We start from the raw sequence: 20,723 nt of genomic DNA, 5'->3' as shown, positions 1-20,723 counted from the left end.
TGATGAGTTACGTGGACGGACACAACGATGATCCCACTCCCTTCGTCTGGTCCAAGACAGCAGAAGAGATCATCGAAAAGGTTGGCAGAGCCAGGCGCGCGCTGGATAATGCCCCAACAGCGTGAATCACATCACTAGGTGAAGCTCCCATGGCCGAAAGTCTCTCCTCTCGCGCGTTCTGGCTCTGCTTCTGGGTCAACATGCTCCAGGGCACAGCCTTCAACCTTTTCCTTCACTTTCCGGGCTATCTCCATGATCTAGGAGCGGGAGATGCCGAGATCGGCTGGATCTCCAGCATCACGGCGGTGGCGGCCATCGTGCTGCGCCCTCCGATCGGCCGCGCCATGGATCGGCACGGGAGGCGGCCCATCATCCTGATCGGCGGTCTGTTGAACGCTGCGGTGGTCGGTCTCTACCTCTGGATCGAGAGCATCGGGCCAGCCCTCTACGCGGTCCGGGTGCTTCACGGGCTGGCCGAGGCGATGCTCTTCTCCGCGTTGTTCACCTACGCCGCCGATCATGTGCCGGCACGCAACCGGACCCAGGGCCTGGCCTGGTTCGGTGTCTCCGGCTTGCTGCCGATGGCGATCGGCGGTGTCCTTGGAGATCGCCTGCTCGTGTTCGGCGGAACCGGGAACGCTCGCTTCGATGTGTTGTTCCAGGTCGCCTTCGGTCTGGCGGCTCTCTCCTTGATGGTGTCTGTAGCCCTGCCCGAAGCCTGGCGAACCCGACGAGGCGCCGGCGAAGGGGATGGTCGCCCCGGCGGTCTTCGCGCGGCGCTGCGACAACCGGACCTGAAACCCCTCTGGCTCATCGGCGGCGCGTTCTCGGTGGCGGTGACCGCGCTCTTCGTCTTCACGCGACGTTTCGTGGATGAGACCGGCATCGGCAGTGTCGGCTCGTTCTTCGCGGCCTACACGGTGGCGGCACTCTTTCTTCGCCTCTTCTTCGGCTGGCTACCGGATCGTATCGGCCCAAAGCGCATCCTGCTGCCTGCGCTCATGGCCCTGACGGCCGGTTTTCTCTGGCTTGCCTACGCGACGAGCGATCGGGACGTCGTCATCGGGGGTCTGCTCTGCGGCATTGGCCACGGTTATGCGTTTCCGATCCTGTTCGGCATGGTCGTCAGCCGAACACCGGAAACCAATCGGGGCATGGCCATGGCGGTGTTCACTGCACTCTTCGACGTGGGCGTACTCGCCGGGGGGCCGTTCTTCGGGCTCTGGATCGAGCGCGCAGGTTTTTCTGCCATGTTCCTGGCGGCGGCCGTGGTGACGATCGTCGGCACGCTGGTGTTCTACGCCTGGGATGGTCGCGTGCGCGACCGGCACCTCCCGTGAGCAAGGCCCTCGGGCTCCTGCTGGCTGGCTCCCTCGTGGCTTGTGTGGGACCGAGAGATCCCCTGGCCGATCTGCACCCGGTGGTCTGGGTGCAGGAAGGGAGCGCGAGCCTTCGCACGTGTCGTTGGCCCACCGGCTCTGTGCTGGAAGTCGGGATCGAAGGAGATGCCAGCGCGAACGAAGAGACGGACCTGGATCTCGCGCTTGCGGCCTGGAGTGGTGCGGGCCTTGGCGTGACGCTCACCCGTGCAAGCAAGGAGAAGGCTCCGCCGATCATCGTGCGCTTCCAGGACGAGGCTCCCAGGCGGGATGCAGGTGCCCTCGGCGTTGGTATCGCACGAGCGGATTGCCGAAGGAAGGGGCCGAGTTCGCTGCTCCTCGAGAGGGCTGAAATCGAGATCTCGCGTCAGGTCGGCCCGGATTGGCGCGACCACACCCGCCCGATTTCGGCGGACGAACGCCTCGGAGCCCTGGTCCATGAGTTCGGGCACGCATTGGGCTTCGCGGGGCATGTGCGTTCCGCAGAGGGCCCACTCGTGGCTGCGCCGGAAGCCATTCGTCGCGTAGGTCGGCGCGTTCGGCGAGGCCGGCCCCTGGAGGCACCCGAGGTGCGGGCGCTCTACGCACTCCCCAGCGGCAAGAGCTTGCGGCGGGTTCCGCTCGCGGCCTGGCAGACCGATCCGTTGGACGCCTTTCTTCCTCTTGCCCAGGGCACCCGCCTGGAAGGGCCTTGGCTGCGCAGCGGCGATCGGACGGCGCGGATCTTCTGGCGCCTCTCGAGCGGTGAGGAGGTGGGCTTCCTTGTTCCCGAGCTGCCACGCGTCATCGAAGACCCGAGTCGTGCGATGGCGATTCCGGATCGTGCGCTGCGGGAATGGTTGGCGGCGGGTGCCCGCTAGACCGTGGCATTCGGGTCGAGTGCCTGGGCTTTGGAGGTCTCGGCGGCGGCGCGCTCGGAATCGCCGGTCGCCTTCAGGACGACGGCCATGCGCAAGCGAGCGTGGGCGTTGTCGCCGTTCAAGGCCAGGGCCTTCTCGAAGTGCTCGATGGCTCGCGCATCTTCGGGAGGATTCTTCTTGAAGAGTGTCCAGGCCAGCGCTGCCTGATAGTCGGCTTCTTCGGGCCAGAGCTGGACGGCGGCTTCGAGTAGATCGTAGGCGCCCAGGAAGTTGCCGGCGTTCATCAACATCTCACCCTTGCGGAACAAGGTCTCCGCCTGGCCGAGACGATCCGCGTCGAAGCTGGTGTGGCCTTCGAGCGAGGCTTCGTAGGCCCGGCGTTCGTCCGGATCCGTCAGCACCTGGTGTGCACGGGTGAACTCCGCGAAGAGCTCGTTGGCCGTATCCTTGATGTCTTCGAGCCCACCTTGCGCGACTTTGTCCGGGTGCAGCCGCTTCGCTGCCTTCAGGTAGGCCTTCTTGATCTTGGGTGCTGGTGCATCTCGTTCAACACCGAGGAGCGCCCAGTAGTCGAGGCTGCCGAGCTGCGCGTGGAGTTCGAGGATCTCCTGTCGCAGTTTCTGGCTCTTCGCGTCGGCCTCAGCCGTGGTCTGCTTCGACGCGCCCGCCCGGGTGGCCGTGGAAAGGTCGCTGGACGAACCCGTGACGACGATTTCCAGCTCGGGAGGCGCAGCTTCTTGCGGCTCAGCACTCTCCTGCTCACTCGTCTGGCCGACGTCGGCTGTGGTGTTCCACTCCAGGCTTCCCCACGCATCGAGCAACCAGAAGGCTCCGTAGGCGGACGGGTCGGCGACGTGTCGCAGGAGGTTGAAGGCAGACTCCGCGCCGCAGATGCCCTCGGTCAGGGTATCGAGGCTCGCGCAGGGCGGGAGTCTCTCGATGAGCGCGTCGAAGGACTCGCCGCGGCTCGGGAAGTGCGTCACGTGATCGCCGAGGCTCTGAAGGATCTGGTCGAAACGCCAGTTGCGAGCGACGCCCTCCGCCGCAACGGCGAGCACATCGACCGGTGGGGCCTGCGGTGCACCATCGCCGGCCGGAACGGGCTCGAAGCTCACGGTTCCGCTCTCCCAGGCGATGGCGTCGAGCAGGCTTGCCCGCAGCTGATCACTGACTGCGGAGAGGAGATCGCGAGGAGCCGCGAGCTTCAGGCTCACGAGCACTGCCAGCTCAGGCGCGGGCTTCGCGGCGATGGCACGGCGTACGTCGGTGCGTGCATCCTCCCCGACGAGCCCTCGAGCGATGAGCTGCTCCACGAGGGCATCGCCATCCGCGTTCGATTCGAGACGCGTGGGCACGCCCCCCTGCCACAGGAGCCGTCGGCGCACATTCCCGCGCTCGAGGGTGACCCAGCCTTCGAAGCCCTGACGATGCAGTTCGACGAGCAGGCGGGGAAGCGGTGTGTCCGCGAGGGACGCCATCGCTCCGCTTTCGGGCGGACGTGGGCAGGACTTGAAGGGTGTTCAGCCGCGCTTTTGGAGCTCGGCGACCTGGAAACCCAGGGCGATGGCTTCGGGAAGGTCTTTCGACACCACGAGGTGCGATGCCTCGAGGTTGGCCACCACCGGTTCCGAGAGCGGCGATACACCGGCCAGGATCGGCTCTGCGCCCCAGCCTTCGATGGCCTCGAGGATCTGTTCCAGGGCCGCTGCGCCGAAGCCTTCGTCGATGATCGCGCCCGAGAGATCGACGACCACGACTCGCACCTGTCGTGCACCGGGGTCGTTGCCAATCAGGGCGAGGGCGCGAAGGGATTCCTCCGGACCGGAGAAGGGGATCACCATGACCGGACCCCAGACATGCACGACGGCGGCGCCGGGTTCGAAGCCGTCCGATGGTTGCTCGCCAGGATCGGGATACTCCGCCATATGCCGGGCGACCACATCGCGGAGCGGTGCGAAAGGCAGCGCCAGGAGTGCTTCTTCGATCGCGGGATCCTCGGAGCGATGCCACTGGGAAGCGTCACGCGCCTCGAAACCGCATTCCTCTGCGCCACTCGCGCGGCAGCCGGTTTCGAAGACGAGCAAGTCCGTATCGTAGATTCCAGAGAGCCAGCCGGATGTGAAGCCCGCACTCACCGCGCACGCTGGTTCGTTGCGCACGCCGAGCACGGCTCGGACGGCCTCGGCCTCGTGGCGTTCCGGCCAGACGCCCTGAATCAAGAGGCCGCCGCCACCCGAAGGCGAGCGCGAGAAGCGGATCGGGAGCAACGCGTTGGACGAAGGAGCTGAACCGGTTGCTGAAGAAAGGCTCGCGCCCGAACCGCCGAAGCCGTATTGCACCACGCGTAGGGCGTCGCGCAGGCCGTGGAGGAAACCCATCTGCACCAGAGCGGCTCGCGCATCCACCGGCCCGAGTTGTGCGAAGAGCTCCTGGTGGAGAGCGCTCAGCAGGCGCGGATCGAGAAGGAAGCGGGGCTCTTCCTGCAACGTGGCGTGCAGGTCCATGCCCAGGGCTGCGAGCTCCTGGGAAAGCAGGCGGATCCCGCCGCGAAGATCGTCTTTCTCAGACTTCGAGGAAGGCATGGATATCGAACTTCTGGTCTTTCTTGATGAAGGATTCGCCTTCGCCCTCGAGCAGTCGGAGCATGACGTCGACGCAGCGGGGGTCGAATTGCGAGCCGGAGTACTTGACGAGCTCTCGCTCCACCGCTTCGAGTTGAAGCCCCTTCCGGTAGGGACGATCGCTGGTCATGGCCTCGACGGTGTCGGCCACGATGATGATGCGTGAGGGCAGGGGAATCGAGTCGCCCCCAAGCTGGTCCGGATAGCCACGCTCGCAGCCGTCGTACCACTCGTGGTGATGGCGTACACAGGACACCACGTCCGAGAGGAACTCGACGGGCTGCAAGATGCGGGCACCGATCTCCGGGTGCATCTTCATCTCTTCGTACTCTTCGGGGGTCAGCCGATCCGGCTTTCCGATCACCGCATCGCGCACACCGATCTTGCCGACATCGTGCAACAGCCCGGAAATGTAGACCCGCTCGATGACCTCCTTCGGCAGGCCGATCTCCCGGCCCATCTTCGAGGCGTAGACGCCGACCCGCTCCGAATGGCCGCGGGTGTAGGCATCCTTGGCATCCACCGCCTCCGCCAGTGCACGGATCGTCTGGACGTAGGCGATGCGCAGTTCCTGATGCTTCTCGGCAAGCTGCCTGGTTCGATCGCGAACCTTGCCCTCGAGGTTCCGGTTCATGTCTTGCAGACACAGGTTCTGCTCACGCGTGACCTGATTCAGCCGCTTGATCTCGTTCTTGAGGGCGTAGTGATCGAAGGCCTGGCGCAGGGTGGCCTTCAGCTCCTCGTCGTTCCATGGCTTGGTGATCAGCCGGAAGATCTCGCCCTGATTGATCGCCTCCACCGCGACGTTCATCTCGGTGTATCCGGTCAGCATCATCCGAACCATCGCAGGATGTCGCTCGCGGACGGAGGAAAGCAGCTCGACGCCACTCATTTCTGGCATGCGCTGATCGGATACCACGACCTGGGCAGGATGTCGGTCGAGCAGCGCGAGCGCGTCCGACCCACGATTGGCCGTGAGTACGGTCCAGCCCTCATGGCGCAGCAAGCGCTGGAGAGCCTTCAGGATGTTCACCTCATCGTCCACGAAGAGGACGGTGGGTTCGGACATAGGGGGCGTCCTTCAGTGGGTTCCGGAAGACCCGTACCTTTCAAGGCTCGTGCCGACTCGTAGCTATCTGCCGGAGACCGGTGAAGGCGAGGCAGATCGGGAGGTTGCGAGGCCTCTTGCCGATCGGCTCGAACCCGAAGGATTCCTGAGTCTGGGACGGCTCGAGGACGGCTTCGCGCAGATCGCGGGCAAGCGATGTGCAGCCTGCCCCTGGCCTGCCGCCTCACGGATGTGCACCCGCCCAGGGAATCGGCCCATGACGCGTGGATCTCTGGGTCATCGGGTCTGATCGTGGGGATTATGCCGCACAGCAGCAAAAAGGGTCCCGTCCCAGAATCGGGACGTCCCGATCACGGGATTTTTTGCCACCTCTTCAGCGAGAGGGCCACTTCCTCTATGAGATGACGATCTGCGCATGGTGTGAATCAGTGATTTCGGCCCGACCCGATCCTCGGATCGTCGCCGCCCCCACCGCCCCGGCCACGAGCCACGGCATCTGCCGCTCGTGCCTCTCGCACCGAATCGCCGCCGATCAGGTAGGCCTCCAAAGCGGCACCGCCCTGGCCACGCGCTAGCCCAGCCCGCTAGCTCTCGAGTAGTCCGAGCCGGTCTCGACGGTAGCTTCCGGTCTGGACGGCCTCGCACCATTCCCGGTGCTCGAGGAACCAGGCGACAGTCCTGGCCATGCCGGTTTCGAGATCGAGGCTGGGGGACCAGTTCAGCTCCTCGCGGAGCCGACGGTCATCGATGGCATAACGACGATCGTGGCCGGGGCGATCCGTGACGAAGGTCTTGAGCGCGTCGTAGCGGTCGATGTCCTTGCTCTTCAGGGCAGGGTTCTCGGAAGCAGGGTGGGCGGACTCGAGGGCGGCGCAGAGGCGATCGACGATCTCCAGGTTCGTGTGTTCCGCGCGGCCGCCGATGTTGTAGTGCGAGCCCGGAGCGGCGGCTTCGAGCACGCGCATCAGGGCGCTGCAATGGTCTTCGACGTAGAGCCAATCCCGGACCTGGAGGCCGTCGCCGTAGATCGGCAGCGGCTTGCCTTCCAAGGCATTCAGGATCATCAGCGGGATCAGCTTTTCGGGGAACTGATAAGGCCCGTAGTTGTTGGAGCAATGGGTCAGCAGCGTCGGCAGGCCATACGTCTCGTGGTAGGCGCGCACCAGATGGTCGGCGCCGGCCTTGGAGGCCGAGTAGGGCGAGTTCGGTGCGAAGGGCGTGTCTTCGCGGAACAGGCCTTCGGGGCCGAGGGAGCCGTACACCTCGTCGGTGGAAATCTGCAGGAAGCGGAAGGTGCCGAGATCCGAGGCCGACAGCCCGGCCGTGTGGGCCCGGGCGGCTTCGAGAAGCTGGAGCGTGCCAAGCACGTTCGTGTGCACGAATTCCACCGGGCCTTCGATCGAGCGATCGACGTGGCTTTCTGCTGCGAAGTTCACCACGACCTGGGGCCGCTCCTTGGCGAAGAGCTGATCCATGGCATCGTGGTCGGTGATGTCCGCGTGCACGAAGGCGAAACGCGGATCGTCCGCCAGATCTTCCAGGCTCTGCAGGTTGCCTGCGTAGGTGAGCTTGTCGACGACGACGATGCGCGCATCCGTCTTGGTGAGGGCCCGGCGGGCGAAGTTCGAACCGATGAAGCCGGCGCCGCCGGTGACGATCCACGTGCTCATGCGTTGATGACTCCTCGCGGCCTACAGGTACGTGCCAGCGGGTGATCGCTGGGGCAGGCGCTTGCGTGTGCGCCGATAGAGATCGACCTCGCGCACGAGATCTTCGGTATCCACCGCAACCACCTCTTCCGCGGCCGCCTCGCAGCGGGCCTTGCGGCGCAGGACGCTATGCATGAGGTGGATCCAATCCCCGGTGGAGGGCTCACGAAAACGACCTACGACGTCGCTCCAATCGATCTCGCCGAACAAGCTCTTGCCGGCCCGCTTCTCGGCCGCCGCTGCGTGGATTTGGAGCGCCGCGATGATGTCGTCCGGATAGGTGGGTGTGACCTCGACCACGCGCTCGAAGCGGCTCGGCTGGACGAACGCCGGCCGGAGCGTATCCGGGTGGCTCGTCGAACCGACGAGCAGAATATGCTCCGGAACCACGGCACGATCGGTCAGCTCGCCAAGGAAGTCCATGATCGGCCCGATCGGCAGATCGTTCCGGCGGCCGCCAATTTCCTCGGCCTGGAAGAACTCGAGCTCGTGGAAGTAGACCGTCGTCGGCGGCATCTCGGAGAGGACCTGGCTCCAGGCTTCGAGGAGATCCCCCACCTTTCCACCCTGGTGGACGATCTCGAGGGCAAGCCGCGGCACCGCCAGGTGGACGAAGGCCGTATTCGCGCGGGTGGCCAGAGCCTTGGCGAGCAGCGTCTTCCCCGACCCCGGCTGGCCGATCAACAACAGCCCGGACGGCGGGAAGGTGCCCCAGTTCTCGTAGACTTCCGGATTCGTCATCGCGCAGGCGTAGGTGAGCACCTCCTCCTGGGCCTCGGCGAGGCCGCCGATCGAGTCGCCATGGACGCCGGGTGCACCGAAGACCTCCGATGCCTTGGCCAGCGCCGGAATCTTCCGGGTCGCGCTCGTCCAGAGGTTCTGGGCCTTCTCTTGCTGAATCTGGATGTGGTCCATGGCCAGGGAAGGTACCAGGGTCGCGGCCCGGGGCCGCTCGCTTCGGGTTTCCGTTCCGCCGGGTCTCAGCGCCCGCCGATCGAACGCCCGCGGGACCTGTTCGAGTGCGCCCCTCGCGGCGAGCCCTGGCTACTGGCTCTCCTCGGGCCCGTGGCCTTGCCCGCGATGCTCTTGTTCGGACCGCTTCCGAGCCGGCTCCGCTTGCCCGGCGCACGGCTCGGCCCGCTCTCCCAGCTGTGCTGGGTGGTCGTTTCGATGCTCTCGGGAGGCACCGTGCCCGGCGTCGCCGTGGCGCCTGCCGCGATCTCGTCGTAGCGGGCCGAGCCTCGAAGCTCGGGAGCCTTCGTGGGCTCCGCCAGAAGGCTCCGATATTGGCTGGCCATATGCCCACTCTGCCAGGCCTCGCCTGTGACCCCTTCATCGCCTGGGCTCGCCCAGGCGCCTCCCGCCAGGAGCAGCGAGAGCCCCAATCCAGCCCAACCGACACGTATCCACCCCGAACCGTCGCTTCCGTTCCCCACAGCAGCATCTCCAGCATCCACACGCCCCGAAAGGGCCGTGCCCCATGTTCCCAGGCAGCTCGACCTGAGTGAGTGCCAAGCAGGGCAGGAGAGGTGACGGGGCAGCGAAAGCCGGCCGACGATTTTGCGCCGCCGCTCGCCAGCCACCATACCATTCGCGATACTGCCCGCCGCGGCTCCCGAGCCGCGCGTCCCCATCGTCTAGTGGTTAGGACTCCGCCCTTTCAAGGCGGCAACACGGGTTCGAGTCCCGTTGGGGACGCCACTTTACGTCGCAATTCCACCAACTTGGCGAGGCCCGAATCTGGCGGGCGACAAGTGGGCGACAAACCGGACGAGCCGTTCGCGCCCGGATCACGAAGCACGCTGATCATCGCCTCCTCCGACATGCGGGCGTAGCGCCGCGTCGATCGGGCGTCTGAGTGGCCGAGAAACGTCTGGAGCGCCCGCTCTGACACGCCCCGACGGACCGCATCGGTCGCCATTGTGTGCTTCGTTCCCTCGTAGAGCCGCACGTCGTGGATGCCAACCGCCTTTCCGGCGCGAATCCAACGATCCCGCAGCGCCCAGTGCGACCAACGCCTTCCCGTGCGGGGGTTTCGGAAGAGGGGCGTTTGCGTCAGGCGATCCCGCGCATCGACGTTGCGCACGATCCAATCGGCGACGGCCCCTCCGGTGGGGAGTCGTTTCGCCTTTCCAGTCTTGGTGCCACGGATTTCCGCTTCGGGTCCGGGTCCCTTCGCCGCTTTGTCCACAGTAAGCCAGCCATCGCGGAAGTCGGCAACGTCCAGTGCACGTGCCTCCCCAGGGCGAAGGCCAAGATGCGCAAGCGCCAGGAAGATTCCTCGCTCGTAGTCGGGGATCGCCTCCAGGATCGCATCCTGATCGTGGATCGAGAGCACACGAGGCTCGTGCTCGTCAACCCGAGGAAGGGGGAACTCGGGGATTTCGCGGATCAACCCGCGCTTGATGAGCCAGCCCATAAACGATCGGAAGCCCCCCATCACGTTCCGGCGAGTCTTCGCCGCGAGTCCTCGATCGGCAAGCCACAGAGACCAGTCCTCCAGCACCGCATAGCTGATCTCGTGGATGGAGTAGGCGTTCAGGAAGGAGAACTCGCCGTCCTTGCGGGCGTATCGGACCAGCTCACGGTGGTAGGTCGGCGACAAGTCCTGCGCCGCCACCTCCCGGCGCTTGATCTCCAGCCAACGCGGGAGGTGCGTCGCAACGAGGTTCGGCTTCGCGTCCTCGGGAAGATACGCGGCGAGGACTTCATCCAGGGCTCGCCCGTCAGCCAATTTGCCGCGGATCTGCTCCAGCAGGCGCTGGGCCGTGGCTTCGTCACGGATGGGAATGCCGCGGTGAGCCCAGACTCGGCCGTAGGGCCGAAGATCCAGGAAGTAAGTCTTCTCCCCGCTCCGCCTTTTGCGGCTCCTGACGCGCCCCAGCTTCCCCACAAGCTCGAAACGTACCGCAACGTCTGCGGACCCCAAGCTGGCGAGAATGCGGGAGGGAGAGGGCATGTCTCAGCGAGCGACCGTCCGGCTCGTACTTGAGGCATTCTCAGCTGGCGAAGGCTGCCGGTCGGCCGCGCCCAGACGCTCCTTTTCGGGGCTAGGGGCCGCAACCATCGAATTCAGATCAGGACCGCCAAAGCAGTTGTCTAGCGAGCCGAACGTCCTGGGCTTGTTGGCTTGGATCATGGTTGGTGGGTCCTTGAGCAGCGGGCAGAGCACGACCTCCCCGAGCGTTCCCTCGGGGAAGTGCTTCTGCCCGATCGATCACGGCTGGAGCCGTCCCATCGCGTTGGGCTCCAGGGCGTTGGGTCTGACCCCTGGATTCCGAGCTACTTTCGACCCTTGAACACCCGGGCCGTCGTCCACGCTCCTCGGTTTCGCACCGCGCGCCGCCTTTGGACGATTCCCCGTGGTAGGCGGCTGTCTTCCCCACGCGCCACGGGCAGTTGCTCTCCGCGCAGGTTGTAGACGCAGAGGAACACGGCCTGAACCTTCCGTCGATCAGTCCAAATCGGTTTTGGACTGGTATTTCTTCGGATTGCGATACTCCAAGAGGATCTTCCGCGCCTGGTCGGAGAGAGGTTGGACAAAAGGAAGATCGGCCTCCGGGAGGCACAGTTCTCGCGGTGGGCGCCAAAGCTGATCCGCTTTCAGATGCCCACCGACTACGGCGCGTTCAAGTACCACCTCCGAAGCGCCCAAGAGGCGACCCACTGAAAGGGGTTGGGGGTCCCTTTTTCTCATCAGCAACCGAATGGCGGCCCAGAGGTGTGACACGCTTAGGAACTCAGCCCAGGCGTCCTTGATCTTCGACCGGCTGGTTGGGAGCCGCGGCGCACCAACATTCCCTCTGTTCTTCAGCGCATTCAAGCGGCTGATGAGGAACACGCCTTGCTCGGCCGTTGGCCCGTCTCGCCCTCTTACTCGGTAGGGAGGGGTCATAAGAAACAAAAGTTGGGTTCCAGCAAGCTCTCCTGAAATGCATCTCCGAGCGAGACCTCGTTCAGCTGAGACCGGATCGGCCGAGCGATGAAGCGCAGCGAACCCACCTTCCTCTGCGATGCCGTCGGTCGCCTGTCGGTCGGTTGCATCGAGGAGCTTCGCGACGCCTGGCGACAGGTTCCCTGCCCGAAGGCGCTCGGTCCGCGCCAACTCCCCGGCGAAAGCTGACGCGATCAGTTCGTGACGCTTCGCTTGATCCGACGGGTATGCCATTGTGGCGAGAAGCCGCAAACCGGAGTCGGGGCCACCTTCCCAAAAAGCCTGGGTCAAGCCGAGATCGATCGTGGGCACGCCGCGCGCTCCTTCGCGGCACTCCAGATTTTTCCCGGGCAGACGCCGGAGCTGGCGCTCTTCGGATCGCGAGCCCTAGCCCGGGGGTCCGAGAGTAGCGGTAGCAGTGATGATGGTCCGTTCCGCGCCCAGCTCAGGCTCTAGGCTCACTCTGGGCCTGCACGCGTACCCGATGGCGTGCCCCCAGGGAAGGACCCGCGTGGTGGTGCGTCCCACCGCGCTCTGCTCGCTGGGTGCCAGTGAGATACCTAGCGTCTGCTCTCGCGGGTTGGGATCTTTGCGTCCGCTGATGCAGCTAGATGAAGACCAGTCTGGGCTTCTAGGGAAGTTCAACCATGAGATCGAGGAGGCGCACGAGCGGCTCTCTGGCCTGGTGAGCTCGCATGATCCCTGGGACTTCATGGTTGCGCTCGGGATGCGGAACTATCTCGTCGACCCGGAGACGTATCGGGAGGCAACCTTTGAAGGGCGTTCCGCGTTCGCCGAGCACTTCGCGTATCTCTGCGGAGCGGAGACGCAAACAGGTGGTTCTCAACCGCTCACTGAGAGCGTCCTTGACCAAGCTCAGACGGCCCTCCAAGAGCTCTTCAGCGCGCATCTCTTGCTGGAGGGAATCGATTCCAGCTTCGCTGAGGACCCGGATCTCGCAGCTCTATCGCGGGATGTAGCGACGGACGAACTGCTTGTTCGCGCTCCCGGGTATCCGCATCATCTCCACGAACTGTTGACGGGCCTCTTCGCTCCGTTCGATGAGGTTTTGGTGCAACGGCTGGGTTTCGGAACTTCCGACGTTCTATTGGTCTTCGCGGGTTGGCGTCGACTGTGTAGCCGAAGAATTGCAGCTCGCCGAAAATTGGCACGCGAGGAGGTAGAGGTTGCACTCAAGCATATAGAAGACGGGGCCGCACCCACCCCGGACCTGCAACGAGTGGTAGACCGACTGGGCTCCGTTCCTCGAGAACACCGTGCGGCAGCCATCTCGGATGTGTATTCAGAGCTGGTGTACCGCGGGTTCGGCGATACCTGCTCCGCAACTCCCGCGGATATCGCTGATGAAGCTTCGCTGACTCCAGGCGTTGCACGCGCAGTCTTGAGCCGGTTCGCTCTCCAGTTCAGCGACCTTCCGGCCCCGAACACGCGCCCCGCGCCATTTCACCCACTCAAGCTGAGACCGTTTGTCGAGGCCAACGGTCGATTCGCCTGCCCGGCGCCAGCGTTGCTCGATTGGTCCGTTCAAGCTCAGGTAGAGGACTTCCTCAAGGGAGACGGGAAGCTATGGAACCGGTACGCCAAGCACCGGCATGACTTCGTCCTGTCGAGAGGAGCCGAGCTGTTAGGCGAGGTGGTGGCAGGTGCCACCATAGAACGAAATCTCTTCTACCAGCCGGACGCCGCAAAGCCTGATATCGCGGAGGTCGATGCCCTGGTCCTCCGGGATTCAACGCTGATCATCATCGAGGCAAAGGGTGCCGGCATCTCGGTGAGAGCCAGGCAGGGCCGCGCAGATCGCTTAGAGCGGCACCTGAAGGAGATCGTCGGTGGTGCGCACGCTCAGGCGATGCGAGCGGATCGCTATATCTCTGGACGATTGGCAACCTTCAGGAGAGCGGACGGCACCGAGATTGCGGTTGACGGGCGGCGGGTTCGAGAGGTCTTTTGGGTCGCACTAACGTTGGCGCCAATCGGTCACATGGCGGCCCACATCAACAGCCAACGCGATCCTATGGAGCTGGCGGCTCACCGCTGGCCCTGGATCGTATCCATCTTGGACCTCTTCCCAGTGCGTGATTTGCTCGAAATCCCTGCCATGTTGCCTCACTACATCTCTCGACGCCTTCAAGTTGCTCACCAGGGGCTTGTGGTGGCGCACGATGAACTCGACTTCCTCGGCTGCTACCTGTCGAGCGGTCTGTACTTCAATCCCGCTGCGCCCGACGTTCCGACTCAGATCATTCTTGGGTCCTTTACCGACGAGATCGACGCCTACTACATGCATGAGCAGGGACAACGGCGATCGCCTTCTCCGATACCCAGGCAGAATCTAGGCCCCGAGTTTCGGCGCCTTCTAGAGGCGATCGAAGCCTCGGGACTTCACGATCGCCTCACTGTGTCGATGGCGTTGCTCGATCTCTCTGGCGAAGCAAGGGCGGGCTTCATGAAGCTCGTATTTAGGGCGCGCAAGAAGGCAAGAAAGCGGCAACGAGGCGATGCCACTGTGATCGGCGGCGAGCTAGGCGATAGGTGGGGAATTACGTACTTCTGTGGGCGCGACGGCCGGCAGATGAACTCGGGTCTCTTTGACTACTGTATGGTCAAGAAGTACCAGGCACGTGCCACGCGTTGGGTCGGCTTGGCCGACATCGGCACGGGAAATAGCTTTCATCTATCCGACGTGCTGGCGATCGAGGCAGAGTGGCAATACGACCCCGAACTCGAATCGGCTGCGGCTGCACTTCCATCATCGAGGAAGCTCTAACGGCGGAAAGAGTTCCGCAGGGCGAATAGTACCAGAGCCCCCTGACCTGCCACCAAAACGGGTGCGAGGGAAATCAGCGCACGGGCGCTGAGTCCCACTGGGCGCATCAACCGATCGCGTTGGAGGGTCACTACCTCCAGCATGTAGACGAGCGTCCGGCGGAGGTCGTCGGCCCAATTCGCGAGTTCTCCCCAGTCGCGCGCCGGGCGAGGAGAGTAGTGTACTAGGCTGCCGCCTCCTGAACCTTCGATGCCCGCAAGCATCACAAGCACAGCCAACGCCAAGATGAGGGCGGCGAGGGCAGATACTGCGCGCCCATAGCTTGTCCCGTAGAGACTGAGCAGCCGGTAGAGCATCAACAGATTCAGCGTCTCTCGAAGCCTCCTCCACCACGGCGACGAAATGTTTGCAGCAAGCCTGCGTCGGAGGCATTCCATCTCGCCGACATGGAAGTCCTCGGCGGGGGAGAATTGTCGGCGCTGCCGATGGTCCAGGACGAGTTCACGATAGTTTTCGTGCAGCAAGACAAGGGCTCTTGAGCGGTCAGGTGCCTTGATGGGCAACCGAGACTCGTCCCTGAGCATTCGCAGATCGCGCCCCAAAAAGCGTCTTCGACGAGCCCAGCGAACGTCGCGGAAGCTGATGTTACTGTCGATTGGTGTGCCAAGAAATGACGCATTGCTGAGGTTGATTCCGTCGAAGACAAGCTTCCCCTCTGGGCCGAAACGCAGGTGATGGAAGCCAGCAGTGTGGCCGAGAGCCGTGGCCCGCGAGGGCGATGAGAACGAAAGAGTTCCGAAGATGTGCGAAGCGCGCAGATCAATGCCATCGCGGATCTCTGTTGAGGCCACGGCTACATCGCCTCGGATCTCGGCTCGGCATAGATCGATCTTGCTGAAGCAGCATTGGTCAACGGTCCATGAGCCGTCGAGGGTGGAGTCCATGCACAGGAAGGCGTCGAATTGGGACGCGTTGATGATTGCGGCGGTGATCCTCGCGTGAACAATCCGAGCGGTTTCGATCTGTGACGCATTGACCGTGAGACGAGAGGAGATGGTGGACCGATTGAGTGACAGGGCGCCGAATCGGCAGTTGTCGATCGAGACCGGCCGCTCGAATATCGACTCGGAGAGGTCCAGCGAGGAGAACGAGCATCCGCTGAACCCAGTCTCCGAGGGAAAGCGCGCACCCTGGAGATTGAGACCGCGATCATACTCAAGATCAACGAAGTCGGTGGTTGCGGACTGCGGGGACGCGGGGAAGACCGCGCCACGGAGGTCAACGTCGCCTGAGTCGGCGCTTAGGGCGGACGAGAACGCCTTCCAGAAGCTAAGGATCTCAGCGACGGAGCTCGGATTTCTGTGGAAGAGGCACAGCGAATGATTGTCGTGGATTGCACGGCCGCAGTGTCGACCATCGCGAAACCTGAATGTGCAATAGGGTGAGGGGCGGGCCATAGGGACTACTCTCTAGCGAGTGGACTCTGGTCGGCGACCGCAAGTGCCTAGTTCTTGCGGTCGCGTCGTCTGGTCTTCTTGGTGGATCGGGGGCGCTTTCGGGCGACGATCTCACGGATGATAGATTCCAATCGGTGCCCTTCTGGACGAAGAGCTCGTCGAGGACCGCCTCCGTGATCTCAAGTCCGTCCAACACGTCGTCTCTCGACAGGGAGGGTGCATGGGACGCTTCATTCCCAACCCAGCGAATCGCGTGGAGATGGTCACTCCGTGCTTCACATGTGAGCCAATCCAATCGCGGGCGGCCTCCCATGTCCCGCTCCCTGACTGGCCCAACCTGCTGAACCCGGAATGAACCACAAGCTTGGGGTGGATGTCCTCATCAAAGTGCTGGAGGCCGCCGAGGTGGTCGGTGTCAGGGTGGGAGATGATGGTCAGCCCGATGCTCTCAGTCTGGTCGATGAACCGGACGCGATCCAGAGCACGCGAACAGGCCCTGCTCTTCGGGCCAGCATCGTAGACGAAGAGGTGCCCACCGGGGATTCGAGTGATCGTGCAGAGCCCCGCACCCACGTCCGCCACGTAGACAAGCACAGCGTCGGCATCTACTTCGAGATTTGTGTCCTGGGCGGCGGCCGACAGAGGCGCCAGCAACAGCACAAGTACTGCGAGCCATCCATGCGACGCGATTCTCTGGAAGACCATCCGTCTTTTCCTCTTCTCTGCGCGGCCGTGCTAGGCCACGTGAGGCCGGGCGGGAGGTGATCGACCACTTTCCTGGAGCGCACGACGACCTGGCCAACGCCGTGGCGGGCTTGATCGTCGAAGCGGAGCCCAGACGCAGAAATGAGGTCGTGTCATTCCCGCTGGATTTCTGATCCCCCACCCACCAACTCGCCGCCCTCCATCTCAGCCAGACCACGGGTCATCTGGTCGATCCCCTGCTGCTGAACCTCAAGGGCTTCGGCCCGAGCCGCGGTCAGCTCCGTCTCGGCTTCGACGTAGGACTGCAACAGAGCGGTGAACTCATCAGCGATACCTTGAGACGCGAAGAGAAATACCTGCGTGTCACCGTCGAACTGATTCTCGTTGTCGTCGAGAAAGTCGATCAGCATGATCAGACGATCGACGGCTCTGTCGTAGGCGGACAGCGTCCCGTCCTCCACCCGTTTGCGTTCCTCAAGACCTTCACGGGCACCGGCTGCGGCATGGTAATCAAGCGCCTCCATTTCCACTAGGAACCCACGAATGGATGCTTCGGCCTTGATCCTGAGCCCTGGTAGCTGCTGTTTTGCCTGAAGCAGGGCGGCTCGCAGCGCCACACGATCCTTGCGCGTAGCGAGTGTCTCGACCGTCAACGCCTCGAACGGATCGAGGAACTCGCCATACACATCAGCGACGTCCTCGTGCAGCCGTTCTTGAACAACACGGAACTCTGAAGCAAGTTCAGCTAGGCGGCGTTTCTCGTTGGCATTAGCTGAGAAATCGTTCCCGGCTTCAAGCAGCACGCCCAGCCATAGCCCGGCAACAACCCGGGTGGTTTTTGGGCGCGAGCCAAGAATGGCCCATGCCAATCCGACGCCGACTGCGCCCATGACCATGTAGTGCCCCAGATGGCGAGCTAGAGGGGCGGCCGGATTGATCAGCGAACCGAGCCAGACGCCGGCAACGACAGCAGCGGCGGCCGCCAGTAGCTCGTAGACGAGCCTCGAACCTCCGCCCGCCGAGTCCTTTCTGACCGGTGGTTCTTCAAGCGCATCGTCTGACGCGCCGTCCTCCTCCACTACCGGAGAGCGAGGGCTGCTTGGAAGTGCACCTTTCTCGGACTCGCCCCCAATGGCGACGCGATCCCGCTTGCTTCTGCCCGCTACGACGACGGCCGCGCCGACGAGGCAGCCGATCGCCACCAGCGCCCACGGCGCCGGACTGCCAGCGAAGTCGTCCAGAAGATCGACGAAGCATTTCATGCCAGAGATCAACGACATGACTCCGAGACCGATCGCCAGCACATACCTTTGGGCGTTGTTCACGAAAACACCACTACGACTCGTCCGCCCGCACTAGTGTGACAAATAATCCCGCGAAGAGGACGAGGAGCACCACGAAACCAAGCGGGACGAAAAGCCAGATCGGGATGTCCAGCCACCAGTTTCAGACCGCGGCGATGAGGTGGAATAGGTCGCGGAGACTGAATGTCAGGAGGTCTTCCATGCACGCTCCAGGGTTCGCTCAACTTTCGTTCAGAATTGCCCGGGCCTGCAACCCCAACGACAACGCCCCGACCGCGGGGCCGGAGCGCGTCGAGCCGAAGCGGGCTGGTGGTCAGTGCAGCCTGCGGCGCCAGCTCGCCAGACCCGCGAGCCCGAAGGTTAGGAGGAGGGCGGTGGAGGGCTCGGGGACCGCTGTCTCCAGCACGATGTCGATCGAGAGGGGCTCGAACGCCCCGGTGCTGATCGCGCCGAGCGTGATCACGATGCTATCGGACGTCGTCGTAATAGTATTCACAGGGACAATGCTGTCCGCTTTTGCATCGGCTGCGAGCTGCCCGATGACAGCCTCACAAGTGGGATCACCGCCGCACTGGGAAACATCGGCCCAGGCGTCGATCTGCGCGAACTGGAATGTGGTGTCGGTGTGCGCCCCCGACAGCGTCTCGCTCGTCGTCCAGCCGAGGTCGTAGAAGCCGAACGTGTAGCCGGCCATTAGGGTCGGGTCGATGTTGCCTGGGTCCGCCAGGGTCAGCCGAATCACCATGTCGCCGCCGAAGGTCAGGAAGTCCGCGGTGACGGTGAAGCCTCCGTCGGTCCCGGTGAACTCCACCGTGGACTCGCTGACCGTCCCTGGGGTGGATGTGAAGCTGCCCGAGAAGCCTGCGCTGCACGGGATGCCAGCGGCGGGATCGACGAAGCAGCCCTCGACGGAGTCGCCGATCAGGGTGGCGTGGCTCGCCGAGGCGATCAGCAGCAGTGAAAGAGCGATCACGATCGGCAAGGAGCGGCGGCGCATCGTGTTCCTTCCAGGCAGGAAGCAGACACACCACGACGGCGCGCCCCTTCCCACGGCACCCTGAATCGCAGCAAGAACCAGGCCGCGGCAGGGGAACCGGGGAAACCCTGTCGAATCAACTACTTGCGCGCTATGTGGCCCCGGACGGCATAGGGAGCACGGAACGCCCATTCCCATTCGGTGGAAAAGGTCTTCTCACGCACCTGGTCGATGGGCCGAGACACCGCGTGGCGAGAGGATACCCCGGATCGTCAGAGCTTCGTGCAGGTGCCGATGGCGATCACGGGAGTGTCGGCTTCCTTATCGCCGCCGGAATCCGGCAGACCCGAAAGGTGGTAGCCAGGCATGTATGAGCCGGTGAAGCGAAGTGACTTCGTGTTCAAGATCAACTGGCCCCCTGCCGGTTCGCAGAAGATCAACCCAATGGAATTCGGTTCCGCGCATCCTCCCGTAGGAGAGTTTCTTCTCGCTGACCTCCCGAACTTGAACACGAGCCACGGCGAGCCCTCCCCGTGGTGGACCTTGTCAGTGGCGCGGCGGGGGCGGATCAACCACTTCTGCTCAGTCTTAAAGACTGCGTGTTCCCATACATTCGAGGCTGGGTTGAACTTGAAGCCAGTCGCTTTGTCTTCCACGCACACGAACTCCCCTTCGGCGGCAATGGGAGAGGCCAGAAGGGCGACGCCTAGAATCGCTGATAGCCATCGCACGAGAGGATGATATCGCGGGCGTGGCTAGAGGACACTGGACCGGCCTCACCCCGGTGGACTCTCGGCGTTGGCACTGTGGGGGGACTGGTGGGGGGAGTCGCGGCGAATGTCCCCTCAAAAAGGGCCACAAGAGGCCAGACGAGGCCAACGGACTCCCCCCACAAGTCCGCAGAATTGCTCTAACTAGCTTCGATTCTTGAAGAATTTGGGCGGGTCCCAAGCCGAGGGTCGCGGGCGACAACTGGGCGACAAGAATCTATTGACCCGAGTCCTTGTCTTTCGCGGACTTACGACGCTTCTTCACGGGTTCGAGTCCCGTTGGGGACGCCACTTTGCTCAGTGATTTCGGCGAGTTAGCGGCACTCGAAACCTGCGGGCTACAGGTGGGCAACAAATCCGAGTCCGTCGTCGGATTGGCTGTTCGAAGAACGCTGACTAGCGCTTCCTCGGACATGCGTGCGTATCGCCGTGTCGATCGCGCATCCGAGTGCCCCAAGAACGTCTGGAGTGCTCGCTCCGATACTCCACGGCGTACGGCATCCGTGGCCATCGTGTGTTTGGTTCCTTCGTATAGGCGCACACCGACAAGCCCAACGGATTTCGCCGCTCGTATCCAGCGATCTCTGAGGGCCCAGTGGGACCATCGCTTCTGGGTTCGTGGATTCAGGAAGAGCGGGCGACGTGTTAGCCGTGCCCGTTCATCAACATGACCCCGGATCCAATCGATCAGGACCTCTCCGGCTGGAATTCGTTTTGCCTTCCCGGTCTTTGTCCCCCGGATCTCGGCATCGGGGCTCGTGCCTTTTGCCGCCTTGTCGATGGTGAGCCATCCATCCTGAAAGTCAGCAACGTCCAATGCGCGTGCTTCACCTGGCCGGAGACCCAAATGAGCGAGCGCAAGGAAGATCCCCCGCTCGTTGTTCGGAATCGCATCCAGGATCGAGTCCTGGTCTCCAATTGAAAGGACACGGGGCTGGTGCTCATGGACGCGCGGAAGCGAAAATTCGGGGATCTTGTGAATTACACCGCGCTTGAGCAGCCAGCCCATGAACGTAAGCGGCCGGATATCGCCGTTCTTCCCGGGCTCGCCGGCGAGATGTAGACCCACCGCATGACAATCCGGGAGGAGGCGGCATGCGGGTGCAAGCGAACGGGAAGGTGAGGCGGTCGAGCGAGGAGTGGCGGGAGAT

The 20,723-nt window shown here is 63.5% G+C and carries 19 protein-coding genes and 1 tRNA gene; 7 read left to right on the top strand and 13 right to left on the bottom strand.

The genetic code is table 11. The features are described from left to right. Window positions 1-149: 149 nt before the first annotated feature. Together GY937_14350 and GY937_14345 are read left to right on the top strand one after the other, a co-directional pair. On the top strand, window positions 150-1,340 hold the full coding sequence (locus GY937_14350) for an MFS transporter (GenBank protein MCP5057882.1): 1,191 nt from the start codon (window positions 150-152) through the stop codon (window positions 1,338-1,340). Beyond that, on the top strand, window positions 1,337-2,239 hold the full coding sequence (locus GY937_14345; protein MCP5057881.1) for a hypothetical protein: 903 nt from the start codon (window positions 1,337-1,339) through the stop codon (window positions 2,237-2,239). Before GY937_14350 ends, GY937_14345 begins: the two co-directional genes overlap by 4 nt. Here GY937_14345 and GY937_14340 read toward each other — a convergent pair. The 3 genes from GY937_14340 to GY937_14330 are packed head-to-tail and all read right to left on the bottom strand — an operon-like array spanning window position 2,236 to window position 5,929. Further along, on the bottom strand, window positions 2,236-3,717 hold the full coding sequence (locus GY937_14340) for a DnaJ domain-containing protein (protein ID MCP5057880.1): 1,482 nt from the start codon (window positions 3,715-3,717) through the stop codon (window positions 2,236-2,238). The two genes, GY937_14345 and GY937_14340, sit on opposite strands and share 4 nt — an antisense overlap. A 42-nt stretch (window positions 3,718-3,759) precedes the next feature. After that, window positions 3,760-4,821 carry a hypothetical protein gene (locus GY937_14335; GenBank protein MCP5057879.1) on the bottom strand — a complete coding sequence of 354 codons (1,062 nt, stop codon included), beginning with the start codon at window positions 4,819-4,821 and terminating at the stop codon, window positions 3,760-3,762. Continuing rightward, entirely contained in the window at window positions 4,802-5,929 is a 1,128-nt protein-coding gene (locus tag GY937_14330) for a response regulator (GenBank protein MCP5057878.1), read from the bottom strand. Before GY937_14330 ends, GY937_14335 begins: the two co-directional genes overlap by 20 nt. A 49-nt stretch (window positions 5,930-5,978) precedes the next feature. On the opposite strand from GY937_14330, the gene GY937_14325 reads away from it, so the two are divergent. Beyond that, window positions 5,979-6,218: a hypothetical protein gene (locus GY937_14325; protein MCP5057877.1), complete on the top strand. Its 240-nt coding sequence runs from the start codon at window positions 5,979-5,981 to the stop codon at window positions 6,216-6,218. A 295-nt stretch (window positions 6,219-6,513) separates the two neighbouring features. On the opposite strand, the gene rfbB is transcribed toward GY937_14325, so the two are convergent. From rfbB to GY937_14310, 3 genes are all read right to left on the bottom strand, one after another. Beyond that, window positions 6,514-7,599 carry a dTDP-glucose 4,6-dehydratase gene (gene rfbB / locus GY937_14320; protein MCP5057876.1) on the bottom strand — a complete coding sequence of 362 codons (1,086 nt, stop codon included), beginning with the start codon at window positions 7,597-7,599 and terminating at the stop codon, window positions 6,514-6,516. A 21-nt stretch (window positions 7,600-7,620) separates the two neighbouring features. Beyond that, window positions 7,621-8,553 carry an AAA family ATPase gene (locus tag GY937_14315; GenBank protein ID MCP5057875.1) on the bottom strand — a complete coding sequence of 311 codons (933 nt, stop codon included), beginning with the start codon at window positions 8,551-8,553 and terminating at the stop codon, window positions 7,621-7,623. 65 nt (window positions 8,554-8,618) lie between these two features. Next, window positions 8,619-9,074, bottom strand: a complete 456-nt coding sequence (locus GY937_14310) for a hypothetical protein (protein MCP5057874.1) — start codon at window positions 9,072-9,074, stop codon at window positions 8,619-8,621. Window positions 9,075-9,264: 190 nt separating this feature from the next. Between GY937_14310 and GY937_14305 the strand changes: the two genes are divergently transcribed. Further along, window positions 9,265-9,339: transfer RNA gene (locus tag GY937_14305), tRNA-Glu, on the top strand. On the opposite strand, the gene GY937_14300 is transcribed toward GY937_14305, so the two are convergent. Next, on the bottom strand, window positions 9,299-10,597 hold the full coding sequence (locus tag GY937_14300) for a tyrosine-type recombinase/integrase (GenBank protein ID MCP5057873.1): 1,299 nt from the start codon (window positions 10,595-10,597) through the stop codon (window positions 9,299-9,301). The genes GY937_14305 and GY937_14300 overlap by 41 nt on opposite strands. 1,023 nt (window positions 10,598-11,620) lie before the next feature. On the opposite strand from GY937_14300, the gene GY937_14295 reads away from it, so the two are divergent. Together GY937_14295 and GY937_14290 are read left to right on the top strand one after the other, a co-directional pair. Continuing rightward, the gene (locus tag GY937_14295) at window positions 11,621-11,761 is read left to right on the top strand and encodes a hypothetical protein (GenBank protein ID MCP5057872.1); all 141 of its coding nucleotides are present in this window, start codon (window positions 11,621-11,623) and stop codon (window positions 11,759-11,761) included. 412 nt (window positions 11,762-12,173) lie between these two features. Continuing rightward, on the top strand, window positions 12,174-14,360 hold the full coding sequence (locus GY937_14290; GenBank protein MCP5057871.1) for a hypothetical protein: 2,187 nt from the start codon (window positions 12,174-12,176) through the stop codon (window positions 14,358-14,360). Here the strand turns inward: GY937_14290 and GY937_14285 are convergent. After that, complete coding sequence (locus GY937_14285) at window positions 14,357-15,817, bottom strand: hypothetical protein (GenBank protein MCP5057870.1); 1,461 nt, start codon at window positions 15,815-15,817, stop codon at window positions 14,357-14,359. The genes GY937_14290 and GY937_14285 overlap by 4 nt on opposite strands. Continuing rightward, the gene (locus GY937_14280; GenBank protein MCP5057869.1) at window positions 15,699-16,112 is read right to left on the bottom strand and encodes a DUF4145 domain-containing protein; all 414 of its coding nucleotides are present in this window, start codon (window positions 16,110-16,112) and stop codon (window positions 15,699-15,701) included. Before GY937_14280 ends, GY937_14285 begins: the two co-directional genes overlap by 119 nt. Before the next feature lie 56 nt (window positions 16,113-16,168). Here GY937_14280 and GY937_14275 point away from each other — a divergent pair, with 56 nt between their 5' ends. Further along, on the top strand, window positions 16,169-16,582 hold the full coding sequence (locus tag GY937_14275) for a hypothetical protein (protein MCP5057868.1): 414 nt from the start codon (window positions 16,169-16,171) through the stop codon (window positions 16,580-16,582). A 92-nt stretch (window positions 16,583-16,674) separates the two neighbouring features. Here GY937_14275 and GY937_14270 read toward each other — a convergent pair whose 3' ends face one another. The 4 genes from GY937_14270 to GY937_14255 all read right to left on the bottom strand — a co-directional run bounded on the left by GY937_14270 (window position 16,675) and on the right by GY937_14255 (window position 20,581). After that, window positions 16,675-17,847: a hypothetical protein gene (locus GY937_14270; protein MCP5057867.1), complete on the bottom strand. Its 1,173-nt coding sequence runs from the start codon at window positions 17,845-17,847 to the stop codon at window positions 16,675-16,677. 292 nt (window positions 17,848-18,139) lie between these two features. Next, window positions 18,140-18,823 carry a PEP-CTERM sorting domain-containing protein gene (locus GY937_14265; protein MCP5057866.1) on the bottom strand — a complete coding sequence of 228 codons (684 nt, stop codon included), beginning with the start codon at window positions 18,821-18,823 and terminating at the stop codon, window positions 18,140-18,142. Window positions 18,824-19,074: 251 nt separating this feature from the next. After that, window positions 19,075-19,212, bottom strand: a complete 138-nt coding sequence (locus tag GY937_14260; protein ID MCP5057865.1) for a hypothetical protein — start codon at window positions 19,210-19,212, stop codon at window positions 19,075-19,077. A gap of 577 nt (window positions 19,213-19,789) precedes the next feature. Beyond that, entirely contained in the window at window positions 19,790-20,581 is a 792-nt protein-coding gene (locus GY937_14255; GenBank protein ID MCP5057864.1) for a tyrosine-type recombinase/integrase, read from the bottom strand. Window positions 20,582-20,723 lie beyond the last annotated feature (142 nt).

The sequence above is a fragment of the bacterium genome, assembly GCA_024228115.1.
Lineage (GTDB): Bacteria > Myxococcota_A > UBA9160 > UBA9160 > UBA6930.
This window is presented reverse-complemented; position numbering and strand designations above follow the sequence as displayed.